Raw genomic sequence first — 23,262 nt, 5'->3', positions numbered from 1 at the left:
CTGCATCCTTCATGGCAGCGCCTGCACTGGCACGCGCACGCCACCATCAATCACCCTCAGGGACAGTCCGGAAGTGAAATCGTCACGCGATACATTGCGCTCCACCGGGTGGTGCAGCTTCTTCTTGTTGCCCGTATAGGGCCCCACGGTGTCCTGAGCGGCCAGACCATAAGGCGTTGGGAGTTCGGCCGGACCGACCGCGCTGGATAGCTGCGCCAGAAGGCCATCGTCGATACCGAAGGCCGATGGGCGCGCACCAGTGATGCTGGCCCGGGTCGTTGTTGCGGTGCTGGACAGCACGTAGTTGCCCGCATCCGCTCCGCTCAATTGCAGGCCGGTCACCGAAACAGTCTTGCCGTTGGCGACGCTGGGATCAAAGAAGTTCGCCGCCAGCTTCCCGATCTGTACCTGATCACCCGTGAGGATGTCCTGACTGCCAAGCGTTACCGTGTCGTACGTATTGCCGTCGAACATTTTGTCCGTGCCCGTGGCATTCACGACAACGGTCTTGGGCGTGATGGTGAGCGTGTCGGTACCGCCGACCAGTGTGTAGTTGCTGCCCAGGCCGCCATTGCTGCCGTTGGACAACGCCAGCGAACCTAGGTCGGCGAACGCCTTGTTGTTGCCCACGTTCCTATCGCCCACATGGCCCGTGCCGCCCAGGTTCACCGTCTGGCCGTTCAGGCCCGTCAGCACGCCATTCGCACCGAACAAGTCCGCACCGGCGTTCACCGAGCCGTCGTACACACGCGTGCCATTGAGGCTAAGCACATAAGGTGTGATGTCGGCCGTGGTCGTGGTCGTCGTGTTGGCAAGCGTGTAGTTGCCGGCGTCAGCGCCGGCTTTGGTAAGGCCATCGACCGTCACTGTTTTGCCATTAGCGGCGTTGGCGTCGGAGAAATTTGCCGAGCCAAAACCGAAGTTCACCGCATCACCGGCAATCAGTCCATTGCCACTGAGTGTGGTCACGGTGGCGCCAGCCGTGGTGTCGTACACCTTGTTCGCCGCGGTCGCGGTCACGTCGATCAACTTGGGTGTCACGTTGGCGGTGATGCCAGTGGCCGTGGTGAAGTCGTAGTTACCTGCATCGGCGCCGCCGATGGTCATGTTCGTGGTCACCGCCTTGCTGTTGCCCACGTTCTTGTCGGCGAACGTACCCTGGCTCGCATTGTTCAGCGCGACCTGATCGCCGCCCACCAAGCCCACCAGGCTCGCACCGGTGAGGCCGGCGATCACGGTGCCGTCGTACACGCGATCATTCGCGGTCGCCGTCGCGCCCAGTGCCTTGGGCGTGATGGTGAGCGTGTCGGTGCCGCCGACCAGCGTGTAGTTACTACCGAGGCCGCCATTGCTGCCATTCGACAGCGCCAGCGATCCGAGGTTGGCGAACGCCTTGTTGTTGCCTACGTTCTTGTCGCCTACGTGGCCGGTACCACCCAGATTCACCGTTTGGCCGTTCAATCCGGCTAACACGCCATTGGCACCGAACAGGCTGGCGTTGGCGTTCACTGTGCCGTCGTACACACGCGTGCCATTGAGGTTCAACACGTACGGTGTGATGTTGGCGGTGGTCGTGGCCGTCGTGCCGCTGAGCTGATAGTTGCCCGCGTCTGCACCGCCCAGCGTCAGGCCATTGACCGTTACCGTCTTGCCGTTCGCTGCATTGGCATCGGCGAAAGTTGCTGCACCCGAACCGTAGGTCAGTGTGTCGCCCGCAATCGTTCCGTTGCTCGTGAGAGACGCCACCGTTGCCGCATCCGAGGTGTCATACACCTTGTTATTCGCCGTGGCGGTTACGCTGATGGTCTTGGGCGTGATGGTGAGCGTATCGGTACCGCCGACCAGCGTGTAGTTGCTGCCCAAGCCGCCATTGCTGCCGTTGGACAATGCCAGCGAACCCAGGTCGGCGAACGCCTTGTTGTTGCCCACGTTCTTGTCGCCTACATGACCTGTGCCACCCAGGCTCACCGTCTGGCCGTTCAGGCCAGCAAGCACGCCAGCGGCACCAAACAGCGAGGCATCGGCATCCACCGTGCCGTCGTAGACGCGCGTACCGTTGAGGTTAAGCACGTACGGCGTGATGTTGGCGGTGGTCGTGGTCGTCGTGTTGGCAAGCGTGTAGTTGCCCGCATCCGTGCCGCCCAGTGTCAGCCCATTGACCGTCACCGTCTTGCCGTTCGCCGCGTTAGCATCGGCGAAGGTTGCCGCGCCCGAACCGTAGCTCAGCGCGTCACCGGCGATGATGCCGTTACCCGTCAGCGTGTCTATCGTCGCCGCATCCGAGGTGTCGTACACCTTGTTGTTCGCCGTGGCGGTTACGTTGATGGTCTTGGGCGTGATGGTGAGCGTGTCGGTGCCGCCGACCAGCGTGTAGTTGCTGCCGAGGCCGCCATTGCTGCCATCGGACAGCGTCAACGAGCCTAGATCAGCGAACGCCTTGTTGTTGCCCACGTTCTTGTCGCCCACATGACCGGTGCCACCCAGGCTCACCGTCTGGCCGTTCAAGCCGGTAAGCACGCCGCTGGTACCGAATAGCGAGGCATCGCCATTCACCGTGCCGTCGTACACGCGCGTGCCATTGAGGTTCAGCACATACGGCGTGATGTTGGCAGTGGTCGTAGTGGTCGTACTGCTGAGCTGATAGTTGCCCGCGTCCGTGCCGCCCAGCGTCAGGCCATTGACCGTTACCGTCTTGCCGTTCGCTGCATTGGCATCGGCGAAGGTTGCTGCACCCGAACCGTAGGTCAGTGTGTCGCCCGCGATCGTTCCGTTGCCCGTGAGAGACGCCACCGCTGCCACATCCGTGGTGTCGTACACCTTGTTGTTCGCCGTGGCGGTCACGCTGATGGTCTTGGGCGTGATGGTGAGCGTGTCGGTGCCACCGACCAGCGTGTAGTTGCTGCCGAGGCCGCCATTGCTGCCGTCGGACAACGCCAGCGAGCCCAGATCAGCGAATGCCTTGTTGCTGCCCACGTTCTTGTCGCCTACGTGACCGTTGCCACCCAGGCTCACCGTCTGGCCGTTCAGGCCGGCAAGCACACCACCGGTGCCGAACAACGAGGCATCAGCATTCACCGTGCCGTCGTAGACGCGTGTGCTGTTGAGGTCAAGCACGTACGGCGTCACCGTATACGAAACATTGCCGATGACGTAGTTGCTGGCGATGCCACCGTTGCCGCCATTGCCAAGGCCGAGGCCGTCGCCGGCCTGCCAGGCATGGTTGTACGTGCCTGCATTCGAACTGGTGAGCGTGTAAGGACCGTTGAGCGTCACCGTTTCGCCGTTGACGCCTGCCAGGGTGCCGGCGCCATTGAAGGTGCCGACGCTTGCCTGATTGGTGGTGTCATAGACGCGCGAACCACTCAGGTTCAGCACCACCGGGGTGATGTTGCCGCTGGCTGTTGCCGTGGTGTTGATGAGGTTGTAGTTGCTGGCATCGGTACCACCCACCGAAATGCCCTGGACATTGATGGTGTACGAGCCCACGTCCTTGCCGCCGTAGCTCGCGGAGGTATCGGCGTAGGTCAGGTTGTCGCCCGCCACGCCATCGCTGCCCAGGGTCACGGATGCAGAGGTATTGCCGTCGTAGACCTTGTTGCTGCCGACGGCGCCCACCGTCAGGTCGCGCTTGGTGATATCCGCGGTGGATGTGCCGTTGGTGAAAACGTAGTTGCCGGCGTCCGCACCGGACACGCCCATGGCACCCGTCACGGTCTTGCCGGTGCCAACGTTTTTGTCGGCGAAGTTGCCCGCCGCCGGATTGGTCAGGCTGACGTCGTCACCCGCGACCAGGCCACTGGTCAGCGAACTATTGGCGTCCACCAGAGCGGCGTTGCTGAGCGCGTCGCCCGTGTTGCCGTCGTAGACCTTGTTGCTTGCGTCAAACGTGGCCGTCAATGGACGCGGCGTAATGGTGAGCTTGGCACTGTTCAACTGATAGTTACTGGCGAGGTCGCCGCTCGAGCCGTTGGACAAAGCCAGCGTTCCGAAGGCAACACCCTTGCCGTTGCCAACGTTCTTGTCCGCCGCGGAACCAATACCCGACAGCGTCAGTGTTTCGCCGTTGACGCCCGTCGACAGCACGCCGTTGCTACTGAACAGAGCGTAGCCGGCGCCCACGGTGCCGTCGTACAGGCGCGAACCGGTCAGATTGATCAGGTAAGGCGTGATGTTGGCCGTCGTGGTGGTACTGGTATTGAACGTGTAGTTGTTCGCATCGGCACCGCCGGCCGTAATGCTGTTGACGGTGATGGTCTTGCCGTTGGCGACATTCGCATCGCTGAACGCCACCGAATTGCTGGTGAAGTTGATCGTGTCGCCGGTGAGCACGCCGGCACCGGCCAGCGTCAGGCCAGGATCATTAGTGTTGCCGTCGTAGACCTTGTTCTTGCCGGTCGCCGACACGGTGATGGCAAGGGGCGTGATGTTGGCGGTGGCCGTGCCATTGGTGAAGATGTAGTTGCCCGCATCGGTGCCGGTAATACCCATGGCACCCGTGACCGTCTTGCCGTTGCCCGCGTTCTTATTGTTGAAATTGCCGGCCGTCGGATTGGTCAGGTTGACGCTGTCCCCGGCGACCAGGCCGCTGCTGGTCGAGCCGTTGTCGGCCACGAGCGCGGCATTGCTCAGCGTGTCGGTGGTATTGCCGTCATAGACCTTGTTGCTCGCGTCGAAGGTGGCCGTCAGCGGGCGCGGCGTAATCGTCACCCAGTCGGTACCGCCGACCAGCGTGTAGTTGCTGGCGAGTCCGCCGTTCGAACCATCGGCAAGCTGCAGCGAGCCCAGGCTGTTGAAGCTCCACTTGCTGCCGACGTTCTTGCTGGACAAGGTGCCGCTGCCGTTCAACCCCAGCGTTTCGCCATTGACGCCCTGCAGCGGACCGAACAGCGATGCATTGGCGTTGGATGTGCCGTCATAGATGCGCGTAGCCGTCAGGTTGAGCACCAGCGGCGTGATGACGCCATTCGTTCCAAAACCCGTCGTCGGAAGAATGTAGTTGGCCAGGTTGGTGCCGCCATTGGCGACGAAATCCGACGTCACCAAGGTGGACTCCACGCCCAGCCCGGTACCCGCGTTCTTGGTCACGTAGCTCGCCGTCGCCGACTGCGGAACGCTTGCACCATCGGTGCCCACGAAGCCCTGAAGCTGATAGTCGCCAGCGGTCAACGTGGCCGAGTTCGTGCCGTCGTACACCTTGGTCGGGCTGCCAGTGATGATGGCCGTCAGCGGTGCGGGATTGATCGTCGCCGTCAATCCGGCCGGTTGGTTCAACTGGTAATTGCCTGCGTCCGTACCGGTCAGCGTGAAGCCGCTCGTGGTCACGGCCAGGTTGGTGCCAGCATTGGCGGTAACGAACGTGGCGCCCTGCCCGCTGGTGTCGAATCCAACGGTGTCGCTGCCGAGCACGCCGTTGAGTGCCGCCGATCCACTGACGGTGAGTGTCGCGGCGTTGTTGCCGTTGTAGGTCTTGTTGTTGGCGGCCACACCCGACAATGTCAGGGTGGCTTTGTTGATATCGGCGAACAGACCCGTAAGCGGTTGCAACAGATAGTTCGATGCCTGACCGCCGGTGAGGGCGAAGCCGCTGGCGGTCACCGCCAGGCTCGTGCCGACGTTCTTCTGCGCAAAGTTGGCCGATGCACCGCTCACATCCAGCGACACGTTACCCACGTCCGCACTGACCAGTCCCGCCAAGCCCGCCGCAGCGGTATTGAGCGTGTCCTTGGTGGTGGTGTCGTAGATCTTGCCGGTCGCGTATACGCCAGTGATATACAGCGGCGCCTGGGTGATGGTGCCGGCGCCACTGGCCGAGTAGACCAGCGTGTAGTTGCTGAGCTTGGTATTGGCGTTCGTCACATAGTTGCCCGGCGCCAGTACCGCCGTGACAGTGCGCGCACCAGCATTGATCGAGTCGTACTGTGCTGTCGCCGTGGGATTGATCGAGCCACCTTCGCCGGTTGCCGTCGCCCAGCCAGTGACACTGAAATTGGACGAGGTCAGCGCCGCATCGATACTGCCGTTGTAGACCTTGGTGGGGTTGCCGATGATGCTGACGATCAGTGGGGCGGGCGTGATATTGCCCACCCCGAGGGACGGTGCAGCCAACGTGTAGTTGTTGAGGTTCGTGCTGCCCTGTCCGGACAGGTCGCTCATATGGAGCGTGGCAGACAGCGGAATGTTGGTGCCCACATCCGACTGGCCAAACGTACCCTGGATGCTGGCGCCACTGTTCACTGTGGCGTTGTCGCCGCCGACGAAGCCGCTCAAGAGGAAGTTGGATGCACCCAACGTGATGTAGACGGTGCCGTCGTAAACCTTGGACGCGCCGGTGATGCCCGCCGTGATCACCTGCCCAGAAAGCGGCGCGGGGACAATGGTGCCCGAGCCGGTCCAGGCGACGGGAAGAATGTAATTGGATAGCAACGTGCCGTTGCCAGCGGTGAAGTCGCCCGCCGGCAGGTTGCCGGCAGTCACCTTCCAGGCACCTGCATTTGCATTCGCATAGGTGCCCGACTCGGTGCCGCTGAAGCTGGCCGTGATGCTCTGCCCGGGCAGCAGCCCCTGCAGCAGCAGGTTGGACGCGCTCAACGATGCATTGGTGTTGCCGTCGTAGGTCTTGGTCGGGTTGCCGACGATCTGGCCGATAAGCTGCAACGGATCGATCTTGCCCAAACCGGAGCCGACGACGGTGCTGGCAAAGGTGTAGTTGGACATCGACGTGCCGGCGGCCGGCGTGAAATCCGATGGCTGCAGCGTTGCCGTCACATCGATGTTCGAGCCGGCGTTGGGCGTGGCGTAGGACGCCGAGCTTTGGAACACCGTCGCGTGCTGCGAACCGACGAAGCCGGTGATATTGAAATTCCCCTGCCCCAGCGTCACGGCCTGAGTGCCGTCGTAGGTCTTCTCAGGCGTCCCGGTCATGCTGATGGTCAGCAGCGCTGGCGTGATGTTGGCGTACAGCGTCGGCTGTATCAGCGTGTAGTTGGCGGCGGCCGTGCCGCCAAGGCCGAAGCCGCTGGTGCTGACCGCGAGGTTGTTGCCCACGTCCGTCTGGCTGAAGTTCCCTGTGGCGCCAGCGCTGCTGAGCGTGACGTTATCGGTGCCCACCACACCGAACAACGATCCTGAGCCCGTATTGAGCGTCGCGTTGGTTGTGCCGTCGTAGATCTTGTTCGACGCCGTGACCTGACTGATGGTCAACGCCTTGGGCGTGATATTGGCGGTGAGTCCGCTAGGCGCGACCAGGTAGTAGTTGCCGGCTTTGTTGCCCGTCAGCTGAGCGGCACCGGTGCCGACACTAACGGCGATCCCATTGCCCACGTTGGACTGCGCGAAAGCGCCAGTCAGCAGACCATAGTTGAGCGATACCTGCCCCACGTCTGGCTGAATGATGCCGTAGAGCGAGGCGCCACTGGTGACCAGTGATGCATCCGCAGTGCCGCTGTACACCTTGTTGCTCGCCAGCAGTCCACTGATCAGCAACGGCGCCTGGTTGATGTAGCCCAGCCCGGTGGCCGCCGTAGGCAGAATGTAGTTGGAAAGGCTGGTGCCGTTGCTGGCGTTGAAGTTGGTGACCGAGAAGGTCGCGTTCACCTGCTGCGATCCCGCGTTGGAACCGGCATAGGCGACCGAGCTTGGCTGCGATACCGTCGCACCCTGCCCACTCACGAAGCCATCGATCTCGTAATTGGACGAGCCCAGCGTGGCCGTCGTGGTGCCGTCGTAGATCTTGGTCGGCGTGCCGATGATCTTCGCGGTCAACTGAGCCGGCGTAATCGCACCCACGGCGGCCGAGATTGGCGAGCCGCCGAGCGCGTAGCCGTACACCGGTACACCGCCGTTGGCAATCACAAAACTGCCGATCACTCCCGGCGAGGTGACGTTGATGCCGTTGCCGACATTGACCGACGCATAGCTGCCGCCCGTCGCCGAGCTGATCGCATCTCCGCCCAGCAGGCCGGTGGCGTTGAAGTTGGCGCCCGTGAAGCTGGCCGCTGCGGTGTTGTCGTACACCTTGCTGACCGTGCCGGTCAGCCCGCCGATCGTCAGCGTCGGCGCCACGCTGTAGAGCAGCCCGTTGCCGCTCGCGGCCAGTGTCGAGCCTTGCGTGGCGTTGTATTGGATGTAGTTCGGGGTGATGCCGCCCAACGTGTTCGCCGCCGGATTGACGGTGTACAGCATCCACTTGGCGCCCAGCGCCGAGGACGAGCCGTTGTTGACGAAGGCGCCCGTGTTGATCGTGGCGCCGCTGCCCGCGGACACGCTGCCCGTGCCGGCGATGGTGAGCTTGCCGGTGTTGCCGCCGTTGCCGTAACCCGTGTTGAGTGCCACGCCGCCATTCGAACCGGTGATGGCTGCGTTGACGTTGATGTTGCGATAGGCATCCAGCGTGAGCGTGGCGGCGGAATTCCAGTTGATCGCCGCATTGACGTTGATGTCGCCGTTGCCTGCAACGGCATTGCCCAGGCCCGATGAACCGGTCGACGTGGTCTGCTCGGTAACGCTGGTTCCGCCGTTCAACGTATTGGAGATGGTGGTGGCAGCCGCGCCGTCGATGGTCAGGTCGACCGGATCGACCAACCACGTGCCTCCTTTGCCGTAAGCCGAGGCTGCCGTGATATGCGCGTCGCCCGCCAGAACAAAATGCGCCGCGGAGGTTTCGATGGTGCCGCCATTGCCGCCTTGCGGAGCACTGGCGTCCAGAGTGCCGCCCACCTGCACAGTGCCGGCCTCCATGCCGCCGAGCAGTGTGATGGTGCCATCGTGTTCGGCCACGCTGTGCGCCTGCACCGTGCCCGTGTTGTTGACCACGCTGTCGATCAGTGACGCACGCGCGCCCGCCGTCATCAGCACACTGCCGCCGTCGGCGACGATCAACTGACGGTTTTCGACCAGGCTGCGGACCGTGTTCTCGTTCACCACCAGATGCATCAGGTGGCTGTCCTTGAAGGTCAGCGTCATGGCGGTGCCGCCGCCCAGGGCCACGGTGCCCAACTGCGCACGGATAACGCCCTGGTTCGAGACCTGATTGCCCAGCAGCGCCACGTAACCGCCCGGCGCTGCAGAGATACTTCCCTGGTTCACCACCTTGCCGCGACCGTTGCCAGCGAAACGCACGTTGTCCGTGCCCAGCGTGCTGTCGTCCAGATCTAGCGTGGAGGCCACGATGCCACCGACATTCACCTGAGCGCCCTTGCCGAACAGCACGCCGTTGGGATTGATCAGCCACACCTGCCCGTTGGCATTGAGATGGCCTTCGATGTCGCTGGCGGTGTTGCCAAGAATCCGGTTGACCGCAATGGAGCTGGTGCCGGGCTGCTGGAAATTCACCGTCTGTCCTGCGCCCACATCAAAACTCTGCCAGTTGAGCGACAGTGTCTGGCTGTTCTGCTGAATGGTGGTGACGTTGCCGGACTGCTGGATCTGCCCCGAGCCCGCCACGACCTGCCCGCCCGCGGGCGCGACACCTGCCCAGGCAAGACCGGTCATTCCCAGCGATACCGACAGCAGCGAAAGCATGAGGGGCGTGCGTGCCGCCGCGCCGCGGCGCGTGACGCCGACGGCCTTGCCCTTCGCCAGCTCGGAGGCCGGAACCCATGCGCGCAGTGCGCGATTCCAACAGAGTCGATAGATATGGTTCATGGCGAAGCGCGTCCTGTTCTTCAACAAAGAAAAATACGGACACACAGAGCCACTGCCCGGCCATCGCAGATGGTCAGGAAACAGTCGTCAAGGAGAACTTCTGCTGCGAAAAAACGTGCAACGCCCGTCGCCCCGATTCCACTGAAAGCGGAAAGGCGTTGCCGCATACGCTATGCGATGTCGAAGGCAACCGACGTCGTCGTTTGCCGTGTTCCCCTGTTTCTCGGTGGTGGGTCTAAGGCCCCTGTGAATCCGTTTCCAATCGTCGATGCGCACCGCTATGGGGTGCCATCAATCGCCAGCAAATCCTTCCGCGTGACAGCAGATCGAGCCGAGGGTGGCAATCAGACGTATCGGTCGACGGCAAGCATGGTAAGTGAGACTCAGGTCACACAAAAGATCCAAGGGCAGGACTCTACGTCACGCCTGACGCGACGACTGGGCCTTTATCCAAAGCGAGTCGGCAAATGGCGCGAGTGTCATGACGATGCGAAACGCCCCGCCCTTATCGCTGGCGACATGCGCGCGACAGTGCGCGATGCTTTGCCGGAGGGAACGCCTTTTCTATCGCGCGAGTGCGATCAATCCTCTTCGCTGCCGCTGCCAGCCTGTGCACTCGACCGGAACATCGTGGGCGTCACGCCTGTGCGCTCACGGAACGCGGTGGTGAAGTTGCAGGCACTTCGAAAGCCGACCTGTTCGGCGATGTCCTGCATGCTCATGCGCGAGTCGGCAAGCAGCTCGCGGCCGCGACGCAGCCGCTCTTCCCTGATCCAGTGAAACACCGTCACCCCAAGCTGCTCGCGAAAAATCACCGATAGCCGCTTGCCGTGCGTCCCCGCCTTGCCAGCGATCTCCGCCAGCGAAGGCAACCCGGCGAGATTGGCATGGATGAAGCGCATGGCCGCCCGCAGCGTCACCTCGTCCGGTGATAACAGGGCATCCGGCTCCGTCGGCGTTTCGGCACTGGCGGCACGGGAACTCAGCTTCAGGTGGATGCGTATTCGCGCCAGCACTTCCATGGGCAGGCACGGCTTGAGAATGTAATCCACGCCGCCGTTGACCAATCCTTCCAAACGCTCCCCGTCGGCATTGGCCGAGCTGAGGAAAATGACGGGTATGTCCTGCGTGCGGGGGTTCGCCTTCAGCATGCGGCAAACCGCGAAGCCGTCCTGGCCTGGCATGCGCACGTCCAGCAGGATGAGGTCAGGCCGCAGCGCCTGCGCGCGTTGATAGCCTTGCTGGGGATCCGTGGCGAGATTGACGCGTATCGACTCCGCGCGCAGCAACTCCGTCACCGCGCGGATACCTTCCGGGTGATCGTCGATGATCAGTACAAACGGCTGGTTCTGCGCCAACGCACGATTCCCCTTGAACAACCGCCCCGTCGCCGGCAACGGACGACCCGCTGCACGTTATAGACGCTTCCGGGCGCTCCGGCAAAGGTGCCGTACCTTCCGGCAAAAGATCGTCCCACCCAGCGCGACTACCCTAGCCCAAGGGGTGCATTTCCGGCGCCATGATCGCGCCGCGAAGGACGCAGCAATGAACGAAGCAGACAATCTGCTGGATCTTTACCTGTACACGGTAGTCGTCGAAGCAGGCGGTTTCTCGGCGGCCGCGCGCCAGTCCGGAACCACCAAGTCGCGCCTGAGCAGACGCGTCATCGAGCTTGAAAAACGCCTGGGTGCGCGCCTGCTGCATCGGGATGCCCGACGCTTCTCCATGACGCCCATGGGCGAACAGGTCTACCGTCACGCCCTGCATCTTCGTGACGCTGCCCAGGCTGTGGCGGCAGCAGCCAAAGGCACACTGGGCGGACATGTCCGCATCCATGCCAGCGACGCGCTGCTTGGCCTGGTGAGCGGCATGCTTGACGCGTTCAATACCCAACATCCCGATACGCGCCTGAACGTGATGATGAGTGGAAACGGTTGGCACGCGTTGCTCAACCACCACACCGACGTGGCGCTCCACGCAGGCACCGATCTTCCGGACAGCGCCGATATCGTGGCGCACCCGCTGGGCGCTCTACGGCAGGTCGTGGTGGCCAGCCCTCGCCTGCTAGCGCAAGCAGGCCGACCCGATAGCCCTGGCTCGATACCCGATCAACAGCTTATCGAGTTGGTTGGTTGGGAGCCCGCAAAGTTGTCGGTATCCCACGGCCGCCGATCATCGCCACGCTTTGCCAGCAACCAGGTGAGCTCGCTCATGGCCGCCGCACGCGCCGGGCTGGGCTTTGCCTGTCTGCCGCTCTATCTGTGCCATGACGATATTCGACAAGGGCAACTTCAGGTCGCCTGCCCGACCGACGCCATGCCAATTCGGCCCTTATATGCACTGACGCGACAGCGCGAAGCCGCAGGCCATGCCACGCACGACATGATCCGGTTTATCCGCAAGCACCTTGAAAAGGCATCCATCGCGGGCGTTGAGCCAGCCGCGATCATGGCCTGACGCCTTAGAGGATACGGCGCACGCTATCTTCGATGTGAGCGGGCATCACGAAGGCAGCGCATCAAGCCGGCTCACGACCACCTGCAACAACAGGCGAACGCTGATGGGCTTGATGAGTACGGCGTCGAAATCCAGGTCTGGCTCGCAGCCGGCAGGACGACGAGGCGGCGCGGCGGAACAGAGCACCACGGGCAAATCCGGCTGCGTCCTTCGCAGTGCGTCCAGCAGCATCCATCCATTCATGCCATCCATGTACTGATCGGTGATCACCATGGCCGGCGGGTGCTCCTCGATGATCGCCAGGGCTTCGTTGCCATCGCCAGCCGGAAAGCTCGCAAAACCATAGCTATCGAGCAGATCGCAGATCATGTCGCGATTCTGCTGCTGGTCATCCACGACGACGATGACCCGGCCGCGGCCATCGAGGCTCTCGTCCATGGGGTCGTCATCCAGCAGATTGGAGGTCGCTTCCGACTCGTCCGCCAGGTCGAATGCCACCACAAAGATGAACTCGCTGCCGCCGGTCGCCAATTGACGCACATCGAGCCTGGAGCGCATGCGATCCAGCCACTGCGCGACGATCGACAGACCGAGTCCGCTGCCCTCCCGATGCTCGACATTTGCGCCGCGCACAAACGGTTTCATCAGGGAGTCGATCTCTTCAGACGCAAGACCGATGCCGTTATCCCTGACCGTGAAGCGCACGCGCACGCGCTCCTCTTCGTGCGCATCCACGCTGACATCGAATTCGACAAGCCCTTCGTGAGTGAACTTGGCCGCATTGCCCAGCAGGTTCGTGAGCACCTGCCTCAACCGTCGAAAATCGGCCTTGATCAGGATGGGAAGGCGCTCATCAAAGCGATAGACGAACCGATTCGATCCTCGTTCGGCCATCAACCATGCCTGCGCCGCAACCTCCGTCAGGAAGGCATGCAAATACCCTCCCGTCTCCTCCAGCTCGGCACCTGCATGCTCGTCCTGCGCAAATTCCAGCAAATCATCGATCAAAGCGATTTGCTGCCATACGCTTTGTTCGATGATGCGGGGGTAGTCGCGTTTGGCGTCACCGGCACGCCACCGGTTGACGCATTCGATGATGTTGGAGAGCGGCGACCGCAGGTCGTGGCTGATCCTCGCCAGCAGATCATTGCGTGCATGAAGCGCGGCCCGGAGCTGAGCCGTGCGGCGCTCCACGATCTGCTCAAGTTGCCGGGTCCTGGCAATCAGGGCACTGCTTCGCCAACGCCACATCAGAACGATGCCTGCAAACACGATGGGAAGTACCAGCAGCGCTGCCCATGGGGACTGCCACCAGGGCGCCGTCAACACAAACGCCCAGGCCTCGGGGGCAGATATGCGCCCTCGATTCAAATCGATGGCCTGCACCTCGAAACGAAACGTACCGGAACTAGGCAGCAGGTAACTGACGGTGCTGTCGTTGGTTTCCCGCCAATCCTTGTCCACGCCCTCCAGACGGTAACGATAACGAACCGGATTCCCTGCGCTGTTGCCGAGTACAGCTACGCGCAACGAGAGGGTCTTGCCTTCCTCGAATCGCGCCGACGGCGTAGAGAAGAGATCGCCCTCGCCATAGTCCGCCGCAATGACCTTAGCGTGCCAGGCCGGCGGTGCGAGCAACCGAGCGGGATCGATCAGATGCGATAGACCGGCCTTGGAATTGATCCAGACCGAACCGTCGGTTTCGGCATGGAAAGCCATCACACCCGACTCATCCAAAAGCAAACCATCCCGTGAGGCCAAGCGCGACCAGCGGGTGCCATCGAAGATATCCAGGCCCATGGGGCTCCCCACCCAGAGCCATCCTCGTGCGTCAGTTTCGAGAAAATCCAGCCTCGACACGTCGCGCAACGCATCTCTGCCCACCGGCTGCATGACTAGATCGTCGGAGGCAGTTGCTTCGCCCACGAGTAGCTCGGCGTGTGATGTTCCGACCCACAACCTGCCGTCTGGTGTAATGGTGATGCTCTCGTAGCCGTCGGCATTGTTCACGGGTTGCACGACGACGTGATTCCACACGCCGTCATGGCGATAGATCCCCGTATTGCAAGCCGCCCACATGTAACCGGCATGGTCTTCCGCCACGCCGAAACAGCTCGTGCCAGGCAGCAAGCCTTCGTCGTGCGTCACCGCTGCCGTCTCTGGATTCAGAACATCGATGCCGCCCTGTGTATAGATCCAGAAGTCGCCCGAGCGACTCGTCTTGACCCCTCGGATATAGCTTTTCAGGCTGACCACCGGCGACGTTCGGGTTTCACCGGGCCGGCGTCGCGTGATCCGGCCATCGAAGTGAAACGTCCACACAGAGCCATCCTTCGCGGTTCGCTCCATATGCGCCTGCCCCGGGGGCAGCGAGGTCAAAGGCCATCGGCGACTGCGCTGGTCACCCGGACCCGATGGAAGCTCGCCATCGTCGGGAGTCCAGAGGATAAGCGCGTCCACACGACTCAGCGCCGCCGGCTCCGGCCCATCCCATCCTTGCCAGGAACTCCAGTTCTCGACGAAGCGGCTTGCACTCCAGTGCACGACACCCCAGCCGTCGTTTCCTATCCACAGGCTGCCATCGCGGTCGGTGAGCAGCGTGGATACTGGTTGGATGGGCACCGGCATGAGCCCAAAGGCATTGCCGAAAACTCTCCAGCCGTTGCCATCCAGGCGCAAAAGACCTGTCTTGGTGCCGATGACCAAGCTCCCTCGCGCATCTTCCGCCAGCAAACCGCTGGCTCCGTCCAGCCATGACTGCCCTGCGGGAATGTCTTGCTGGATAAAGGCATTCGCCCCCGATGCCCGGCGAAGCACCGTGGTCTGACCTAGCGCCCACAAACTGCCATCACGTGCCGATAAGAGGCCCTGCCAATGACTCGGGCGCACACCCTCGCCAGCTCCAAAATGGCTTACCAACCCCTGGTTAAGGCGACACAATCCGTCGCCACAGCCAAACCAGATGGCATCTCCCTGCACCGTTACCGTGCTAACGCGATTCAGCGTCGGATCTTCCTGGCGCTGCTTTCGAGAAAACATGGGCCGCACCCGCCAGCCTTCGCGGCTCTCCCGAGTCACAACCAGCAACTGGTGCTCACTGACCACCAACAGCCTGTCGTCGGACTGCACGACAAACGTCTGACCGCGATCGGCCACTAAGGGCATGCCCCCAGGATTGAATGCGGTGAACCGCCCCTGCTGGCGCACCTGCATACCCGCAAGCGTCGCGACCCAGAAATCGCCAGAGCTGTCTTCAGCCATGCCGATGACCTCGGCGGACTGAAATCCCTGTGCATTCCCCATTTGCAGAAAGCTTGAGCCATCGAACACATACAGGCCCGTGCTCGTGCCAACCCAAACGAATCCGGCATGATCCTGATAGAGGGTTCGTACTTCCTGCTTATCCAGGCCGACGTCCCGACCTAGCATGGCAACAGGCAATTGCACGGCAAGGGTCGCGTGCGCGCTTAGTAAGCTCCACGCCAGGAAGAACAACAGCGCGAAGCTTCGCCCTCGCCCAGGCCGGAGGTGCCTGACGAACTGTCGTTCAGATCTATTCGTGACAACGCTGCACATTCCTGCCGACAGGCTCCGCCTTGAATGCCCCGAGATTCACAGTAGTTAAAAACCTGCTCGCCCCAGGAGATGTCTCCCTAGCTGGATCCGTATATGGACTCCACCCCTTCGCCAAGCATCGCTTAGCTCTAGCGTCCATGTCGAATGCACACGGGCGCTAGAGCACGGGGGCCTTGCAAGGGGAGTCCATAGTACGGACATATCGCCCGATGACGTTCAGCCATGGCAGCCGCCCAAACCATTGGCGCCAACAACCAAAGTGCGGCGATGATCGCCATGGCGGCGAGCAGAGCCCAAACCCCAACGCGGAAGCGGCGAATTGCGGTGCTTCGAGGCATGGGCGTGCTTCCAGCACAAACATATGACCGCCCCTGGCCGATTCCGGCATATGGGCCAACGCTGATCAAAACCCTGGCACGCTGATCACGACCCGTGGGTTCGATTGATCAACTTCGTCGGCAACCACCGTTCCGGACTCCGCCAGCCGCTCAGCTGTCGCAAATCAGACTGATTCCGTCCAGTGGTCTTGCAACATGCGCCTTAGCCGCCCAATCGCCTGTTTGTGCAACTGGGACACACGGCCTTTGGTGACCTCCATGCGCTCAGCCAGTTGGATAAATGGCAGGTGATGGTAGTAGTGCAAAACGAGTATCAGGCGCTCTCGTTCTGGAAGCGCAGCAACGCAATCAGCCAGCAACGCGTCTCGCTGCCGCTCCTCAGTCACCGCATAGGCATCCGGTTGAAGGGATGCCAAGGGTAGCGACTGGGCTTCAAGTAAAACGCCCAATCCAAGCCCGACAGCCGTCGCAACGAAAGCCTCCAGAGGGTCAACCGGCACATCGTCCTGAATCGACTCCACCCGCTCCCGGACGACCTCGTTCCGCGCCTCTCTTCCGACAATTCGTTCCGGGCCTTGCCGCAACAGCCTCAACCCGTTGAAAACACAACCGCGCACGCGATAACGCGCGTAGAGCTCGAAATCGATGCCCCGCGCGGGGTCGAACCGGTCGATGGACTCCAGCAAGCCCACCAGTGCGTTCTGCGCGCAGTCCTCCCACATGCCGGAGAGACCGTAAACGCGACGATAGATGGACCGGGCGATCTGGCGCGCCCAGTCCGAGTGTCTGGCCACCAGCTCGCTTCTGGCCATGTGGTCCTGGCCACCCCTCCAGCGCTCCCAAAGCTGGTGCTCGTGTGCGTCCAATGCCCGATGCCGGTCAGTGGTAGCTACTAAGCAGCGCCTGGGCAAGAAGTGCCCAGCCATTGACCAGAAGGAAAAGCAGGATCTTAAGAGGCAGGCTTATCGTGGTGGGTGGAAGCATGATCATGCCAAGCGCCATCAAGATCGCCGCAACGACCAGATCGATCAACAAGAACGGGAGGAAGATGACGAAGCCGATCTGAAAGGCCGTACGCAATTCGCTCAGCATGAAAGCGGGAATAAGCTGGAGGGCCCCAACCTCGTCGATTGACTTGGGCATCGGCACTTTGGCCATCTGCACCACGGCACGCAGATCCTCCTCGCGGGTCTGACGCACCATGAAATGCTTGAACGGCTCGAACCCTTTGGCGATAGCCACGTCAGCGGAAATTTCGTGTCTGCTGTAAGGCTCAACCGCGGATTGCCTGACCGCCTCGAAGACGGGATTCATCGAGAACAACGTCAGGAAGATCGCCAGCGTGAGCAGCACGCTATTGGGTGGCGTCTGCTGCAGTCCAAGCGCGTTTCTGAGCAGGGACAGCACCACGATGATTCGCGTAAAGCTTGTCAGCGCAATGACCATCAGCGGGAGAAACGCCAGCGCCGACAGCATGATGAAAGAGCGAAGTACGGGCGAGTAGTCATCGCTGGCCAGGCGACTGAAGAATCCCGGCAGCGGCTCGCTGTGAAGCATGCCGGTGGCGAACAGGCAAGCGAAGCCACAAATCAATAGAGCCCAGGCGCGACTCTTCACGGCGAACGCTCCTGCGCTTCGCCGGCGGATGACACCGGCAACATATGAAGCTGCGCCGTGGCACCGCGAACCGACTCCACGACCACGAATTCGCGATCACCGTGTGCAAGCACGTGAACGGATGTAAAGGCCGAGATGCGCCGGGATGTCCGCAGAGACAACTCCGGCCGACCACCCTGCCCTTGCCCCGTTGTGGCATGCGGCGCTATGCGGTTCAACCAGCCCTTCTTGCGAGCAAGGTAAAGTGCGGCCACCAGACAGACCAAGACCAGCACAAGCACCACCATGGCGAGCACCAGACGATCCATCGAAACGGCGGATTCCGTGCGAAACGGAATTCCGCCTGATGCTGGCGCCGCCTGGAAGATCGCCAGCGCGATGCTTCCGCATCCGAGCATGTCAGAGGATCTCCGAGATCTTGACGCCAAACTGGTCGCCCACGGCAACCAGGTAGCCCATCGCGACAATTTTTCCATCCAGGCGAATCGCAACCGGCGCATCCATGTCCGCATCGAGCGTTACCACATCGCCCTTCGTCAGGGAGAACAGTCGGTCCACCGAGACGTTCGCCTGCCCGACCACCACATCCAGCGCGACATTAACGTGGCCAAGCAGCGAGAGATTGCGCTTGATAAGCGGATGAACTTCGGGCGCCTGAGTTTTCGTGGCGATGGCCTCGGCGGCAACAGTATCTTCGTTCATAGGGGTGTTCCGAGTTCAGATGGAATGAGTAAGCGTGACAATGCGGGACGACTGACCGACACCGAGTTTTGCGAGAGCCACCGCACCTGATCCAGCCGCGCGCAGCTCAACAGGCGCAGTCAACAGGGCATCTCCGACAAGCACCTCACCGACCTGCAGGTTGTCCAGTTGCGAGAGCGAAGAGGTGCCGAGCGCGATGCAAACCTCCAAAGCAACGCTCGCTCCGCCAACCGCCTGCGCACGCCCAACAAGCGTCGTCTTCTCGTGCTTTTTAGGAGGAACCAGCAGGTCCACCACCGTGCGGTCCATGGCCATGGCAAGAGTGTGACTGCCCAGCGAAAGTGTGGCCATGTAGGCTCCGAGTTCCGGTCGATGACAGGCCGCTGCCGGAGCGGCATTCGCCGCGGCTGCATGGGCGCGCACAGTCGCACGCTTAGCCACCCTTGCGATCAGGTCAGCCAATGCGCGCGCGCCTATTCGCTCAGCGAGAGCGGAGGCATCGGTGCTGCCGGTGGCCGCAAGATAGGCCCCCAATGCGGCCTCACCTTGATGCGCGTGAAGCTTGAACCAGCCCTCGCCCATCCGCCAAGTGGAAACCACGCTATCGACAGGCAGCCATTCATCGAGCGGGTACACATCGATCGCGGCGGAGGAATGCTCCAGCCACCAGTCCCTGGACCATTCGGAGACTTCCCGAGCCAGCAGTGCGTGCAGTGGTATGCGCCGCGATTCGCCCAGCCAACCAAAACGCAAGGCATCGGTCATCATCCACCTCGCGTGGAATCGTAGAGCTGCTGGAGCATGTCGCTGGACACGGTCATGACACGGGAGCTCGCCTGATAACCGCGCTGAATGACGATCATGTCAGCCAGCTCCTGGGTAAGGTCCACATTCGACATCTCCAGGCTGCTGCCATCGATCTTTCCGAAAACAGTGGAGCTCGGCTTGCCAATCTGAGCCGTCTGCGTCTGTGGCTGCAGGTACAAATTGCCCTGAATCATCGTCAGGCTCGATTCGTCCTGGAATGTCGCTAGCGCGAGCTGCGGGCCTTGCTTGGTTTCGCCATCCGCATAACTGAGCTGCAACGTCCCGGTGGAGTCAAAACTCTCGGAACTAAGACCCACCACGCCATGGCCGTCCTTCACCTGCGCAGCCAGCGTTGCTGTTCCACCAGAGAAGGTCGTAGTACCTGACAGGCCTCCTGCCGTGCCGAAGTTGAAAGTCAGTGCCTGAGGATTGGGCCCCCAGTTGCCGGTGGCGGTTACCGTGGTGTAACCGGCCTGCAGTGTTCCATCCGTACTGAAGCGGATTTCCCCACTGCCTAACGACTTGCCGCTACTGTCGGTGATATTGACGGCCCAGCTGCCTGTCGTCGTTGTACTGTTGGTTAGGCTGACGCTGAGCACATGCGAATTGCCCTGCGCGTCGTAAACGGTCACGTTGTTCACGGTATCCGGGGTGCTCGGCACGATATTTCCCGCCATGGATATCGAGGTTGTCGCCTGTGCCGGGAGCTTCTGCAATGAAGAGATATCGATGGGGCCATAGCTGCCGTTCGTAGCGTAGCCCTGAACCACGTACTGATTGACCGAATCAACCAACTGACCCTTGTCATTGAACTGGAATTGGCCAGAGCGCGTGTAATAGGTGACGCCCTGTGGGTCTTGCAGAATGAAGAAGCCCTTGCCATCAATGGCGACATCGGTGGCTGTGCTGGTCTGCTCGATCTGACCTTCGCTCAGATTCAGGCCGGAGCCCGCCACCTTGGAGCCATCGTCGTCCAGCACGTTCTCCAGAAACGAATCACTCCCGCGAAAGCCGGGCGTATTCATATTGCTCACGTTATTACTGATCGTATTCAGCGTTTGGGAGAAGCTGAAAAGCCCGGAAACACTGTTGTACAGAGCCTGCATGATGCTTGGCATGGGTCAGTCCTCAGGGAGTGACGAGCTGAATCTGGGACAGGCCGACATTGGTCACCACGTTGCTCGTGCCTGTGGAGATAGTCATCTGCACGCCATTGCTGGTGTATTGAATGCCAGTCACCTTGCCCGTAGTGGTCGAGCCATCGGCATTCGCCACCTGCACGGTATGCGACAGCAAGCCTAATGACTGGTCGGATGAGTCCAGCGTCAGAAGGTTGTTGATACCGCTGACCTCCTCGCTCTGCTGTTCGATGCTCACGAACTGGGCGAGCTGCGTGAGGAACTGGCTGTTGTCCAGCGGCTGCATGGGATCCTGGAACTGCAGCTCGCTGACGAACAGCTTGATGAAATCCTGCTCGTTGATGCCTGAGCTCGACAAAGCGGACGGATCGGCCGTACTCAACGAACTGCCGATGGCTTCGACGGACATGTCACTCTCCTTGATTGAGGTTGTTGGATGACCAGAGTTCTCGGCCGTTCCAAACGATGCTTTGCAGGGAAATACCCTGGCTGAGCCAATGCCGAACGAGCTCAACGGACAAGTACCGGGCTTCGTCTTCTGAAAGCGTGTAATCGCGCAACCACGCCACGTGCTTCCCGCCCGCCCTTTGGAACAGGCGAACAGAGCGCTCCTGCCAGCGGGTTTCGGTCCATGCTGCTGCGCCCATCATGGCTTGCATGGCCATCGCGTCATCGTCTGGCGTGCCAAGCAATGACTCCACGGGTGATTCGAGGCCGACAAAAAGGCCGCGCTCATCGACATCGGATACCGATGCAAGCGGGCGTCCCGCCATTTCCTCGGGGTCGTTTATTGCAATTTCGGCCTGGCTCGTCGCCGCGTCATTGACGACCGTTTCGCGCTCATCCGATGGCGTGGTTTGCGATGTCGACAAGGCGTACTCAGACAGATAACCCGATGCCGTCAAGTGCAACCCAAACACCCGCATTGACAACACCTGCTCCACCGTCGCGATATCCGATGCCGACAACACACTGGATGAAACAGCGAGCGCCGCGCGTACCTCGCTCGATTCGTCTGGCGATGCCAGACCTTGCCGCGAAGCCTCGCCCTCTGCCTCTTCACGCCGCGCGATGGCCACCGCCGACTCATCCTGTGTTCTGGATGACGGCTTTTGTTCAGGCTCTTTCTTCAACACATCGGCGAAATCCGCAGACGATCCCTGCGCGCTATTGAAGTTCGAACTACCCGCGGCACCGAGCACCGGCAGAAGATCCATCAGTCGCCCTCCCTGGCGTTGACCCAAAGGTCGAGCGAATCCGCGAGCGACCGCCCCTCACGCACCGACGCGAAGGCCTGCCGGCTTACGGTCAACTCATCCTCAACGCGATCGACGAACCGACCCGCCATCGCAGCGTGCTCGGCTTTCGCCAGACGGCGCTCCGCCGCCTCCTGCAACGCGCCATTGGCTGCAGCTTCGCGCTCATGCAGCGAATCACACAGGGTCGTCAGCAAAGCGTATTCGCCCATAGGCATGCCACCGGGCACATGAAGGCAGCGATAGCGCGCATCCGCTGCGGCAACACGAAGCGCCTCGGCTTCGGCTGCATCCTTTGCCGCCGCATCCTCGACGCGTATAGCCGCCGCCAGTTCAAGCGATGCCTGTGATTCGCGCACGTGAGCCAGGCGACGCATGACCTCGTAGGAACGAACCTTACGTGCGTTCATTCCGCGCCCTTTGTCATCAGCTCGCGAAGCATATGCATGCTGCGCTCCTTCGTGGTCCGTTCACCGGGCATCTGGCGAATGAACTCGACCATATCCGGATGGCGGCGCAGGGCCTCGTCCAGCGACGGGTTCGCGCCCGCTTGATATGCCCCCATGTCCACCAGGTCACGCGAGGCTTCATGAACCGCGATCATGGAACGAACGCGTTGCATCAACTCAAGCTCATCGGCCTGACATACCTTGGACTGCAGGCGGCTGATGCTGGAGAGAAGATCGATCGCTGGAAGCTGCCCACGCGATGCCAGATCACGCGAGAGCGCGATATGGCCATCGAGAATCGCGCGCATGTGATCAGCGACGGGCTCGTTCATGTCGTCGCCTTCCACCAGCACACTGTAGATGGCGGTGATCGTCCCGGAGCCCTTCAGGCTCCCTCCACGCTCCAGGATCTGTGGCAACAGATTGAACACCGACGGCGGGTAGCCGCGAGATGTCGGCGGCTCGCCCGTGGCCAGCCCCACTTCGCGCTGAGCCATGGCGAATCGCGTGATGGAATCGATCACCAGCAGGACGTCCTTGCCGAGATCCCGGAAATACTCGGCCACGGCATGGGCAGCATGGACGGCATGAGTACGCTGCAGCGCTGGCTGGTCAGCGGTCGCCACGATCAATACGGAGCGTGCCCGCCCCTCCTTGCTCAACGCATCGTGGAGAAAGTCCGCGACTTCGCGACCACGCTCCCCGATCAACCCAACAACGATGACGTCTGCACGGACATGACCGGCGAGCATGCCAAGCAAGGTGCTCTTTCCCACGCCACTGCCCGCGAAGATGCCAACGCGCTGCCCCTTGGCCAAGGGCACCAAGGTGTCGATGGCACGAACGCCAGTTTCGAGGCCCTCGCTCAGTGGCGCACGCGCCAAGGGATTGATGGCACTTCCATACAGGTCCCGGTCCGTCTCGGCGCGGAACGGTGGCTTATCATCGAGCGGATTGCCGAAGGCGTCCAACACTCTGCCGATCATGTCGCGCCCCACAGGGACACGCAGTCGACGACCGAGCGCCTCCACGACAGCTCCCACCGGCTTGCCACGAAGGTGACCGAACGGCATTAACAGTACGCGGCCTTCGCGAAAGCCCACCACTTCGGCAAGCACCGGCGCTTCATTGGCATCGCCGAAGACATGGCACAACTCGCCGATCACCGCATCCGGACCCTCGGCTTCGATCACCAGGCCATTGAACGCCACCAAGCGTCCAACGCGACGCACCCAGGTAGCACTGGCAAGGATACGTTCGAGTTTCGCCACCGCGGCAC

Annotated in this window: 14 protein-coding genes; 1 reads left to right on the top strand and 13 read right to left on the bottom strand. The window is 61.7% G+C overall.

Features of this window, described 5'->3' with window-relative positions; genetic code table 11:
* Positions 1 to 9: 9 nt before the first annotated feature.
* A complete protein-coding gene (locus DyAD56_RS13425) occupies positions 10 to 9,642 on the bottom strand; it encodes a YDG domain-containing protein (protein ID WP_102303345.1) in 9,633 nt (3,210 codons plus the stop codon).
* Between the two features lie 581 nt (positions 9,643 to 10,223).
* The gene (locus DyAD56_RS13420) at positions 10,224 to 11,000 is read right to left on the bottom strand and encodes a response regulator (RefSeq protein WP_102303344.1); all 777 of its coding nucleotides are present in this window, start codon (positions 10,998 to 11,000) and stop codon (positions 10,224 to 10,226) included.
* 187 nt (positions 11,001 to 11,187) lie between these two features.
* On the opposite strand from DyAD56_RS13420, the gene DyAD56_RS23610 reads away from it, so the two are divergent.
* Complete coding sequence (locus DyAD56_RS23610; RefSeq protein ID WP_158241342.1) at positions 11,188 to 12,099, top strand: LysR family transcriptional regulator; 912 nt, start codon at positions 11,188 to 11,190, stop codon at positions 12,097 to 12,099.
* Positions 12,100 to 12,144: 45 nt separating this feature from the next.
* Here DyAD56_RS23610 and DyAD56_RS13410 read toward each other — a convergent pair whose 3' ends face one another.
* The 11 genes from DyAD56_RS13410 to DyAD56_RS13360 form a co-directional block, all read right to left on the bottom strand.
* On the bottom strand, positions 12,145 to 15,546 hold the full coding sequence (locus DyAD56_RS13410; protein ID WP_158241341.1) for an ATP-binding protein: 3,402 nt from the start codon (positions 15,544 to 15,546) through the stop codon (positions 12,145 to 12,147).
* Between the two features lie 631 nt (positions 15,547 to 16,177).
* Positions 16,178 to 16,825, bottom strand: a complete 648-nt coding sequence (locus tag DyAD56_RS13405; RefSeq protein WP_158241340.1) for a sigma-70 family RNA polymerase sigma factor — start codon at positions 16,823 to 16,825, stop codon at positions 16,178 to 16,180.
* A gap of 67 nt (positions 16,826 to 16,892) precedes the next feature.
* The gene (fliP, locus tag DyAD56_RS13400; protein ID WP_233202417.1) at positions 16,893 to 17,630 is read right to left on the bottom strand and encodes a flagellar type III secretion system pore protein FliP; all 738 of its coding nucleotides are present in this window, start codon (positions 17,628 to 17,630) and stop codon (positions 16,893 to 16,895) included.
* Positions 17,627 to 18,028 carry a hypothetical protein gene (locus DyAD56_RS13395; protein ID WP_102303273.1) on the bottom strand — a complete coding sequence of 134 codons (402 nt, stop codon included), beginning with the start codon at positions 18,026 to 18,028 and terminating at the stop codon, positions 17,627 to 17,629. Before DyAD56_RS13395 ends, fliP begins: the two co-directional genes overlap by 4 nt.
* A gap of 1 nt (position 18,029) precedes the next feature.
* Positions 18,030 to 18,332, bottom strand: a complete 303-nt coding sequence (locus DyAD56_RS13390; protein WP_102303272.1) for a FliM/FliN family flagellar motor switch protein — start codon at positions 18,330 to 18,332, stop codon at positions 18,030 to 18,032.
* A 15-nt stretch (positions 18,333 to 18,347) separates the two neighbouring features.
* Positions 18,348 to 19,100 carry a FliM/FliN family flagellar motor switch protein gene (locus DyAD56_RS13385; RefSeq protein WP_146010507.1) on the bottom strand — a complete coding sequence of 251 codons (753 nt, stop codon included), beginning with the start codon at positions 19,098 to 19,100 and terminating at the stop codon, positions 18,348 to 18,350.
* Positions 19,097 to 20,257 (bottom strand): flagellar hook-basal body complex protein, encoded by a 1,161-nt coding sequence (locus DyAD56_RS13380; protein WP_233202416.1) that lies wholly within the window; start codon positions 20,255 to 20,257, stop codon positions 19,097 to 19,099. The genes DyAD56_RS13385 and DyAD56_RS13380 overlap by 4 nt, the downstream gene beginning before the upstream one ends.
* Positions 20,258 to 20,267: 10 nt before the next feature.
* Positions 20,268 to 20,687 (bottom strand): flagellar hook capping FlgD N-terminal domain-containing protein, encoded by a 420-nt coding sequence (locus tag DyAD56_RS13375; RefSeq protein WP_102303270.1) that lies wholly within the window; start codon positions 20,685 to 20,687, stop codon positions 20,268 to 20,270.
* 1 nt (position 20,688) lies between these two features.
* Complete coding sequence (locus tag DyAD56_RS13370) at positions 20,689 to 21,495, bottom strand: hypothetical protein (protein ID WP_102303269.1); 807 nt, start codon at positions 21,493 to 21,495, stop codon at positions 20,689 to 20,691.
* Complete coding sequence (locus tag DyAD56_RS13365; protein WP_102303268.1) at positions 21,495 to 21,944, bottom strand: hypothetical protein; 450 nt, start codon at positions 21,942 to 21,944, stop codon at positions 21,495 to 21,497. Before DyAD56_RS13365 ends, DyAD56_RS13370 begins: the two co-directional genes overlap by 1 nt.
* Entirely contained in the window at positions 21,941 to 23,254 is a 1,314-nt protein-coding gene (locus DyAD56_RS13360) for a FliI/YscN family ATPase (RefSeq protein WP_233202415.1), read from the bottom strand. Before DyAD56_RS13360 ends, DyAD56_RS13365 begins: the two co-directional genes overlap by 4 nt.
* Positions 23,255 to 23,262 lie beyond the last annotated feature (8 nt).

The organism is Dyella sp. AD56, from assembly GCF_002878475.1.
GTDB lineage: Bacteria > Pseudomonadota > Gammaproteobacteria > Xanthomonadales > Rhodanobacteraceae > Dyella.
This window is presented reverse-complemented; position numbering and strand designations above follow the sequence as displayed.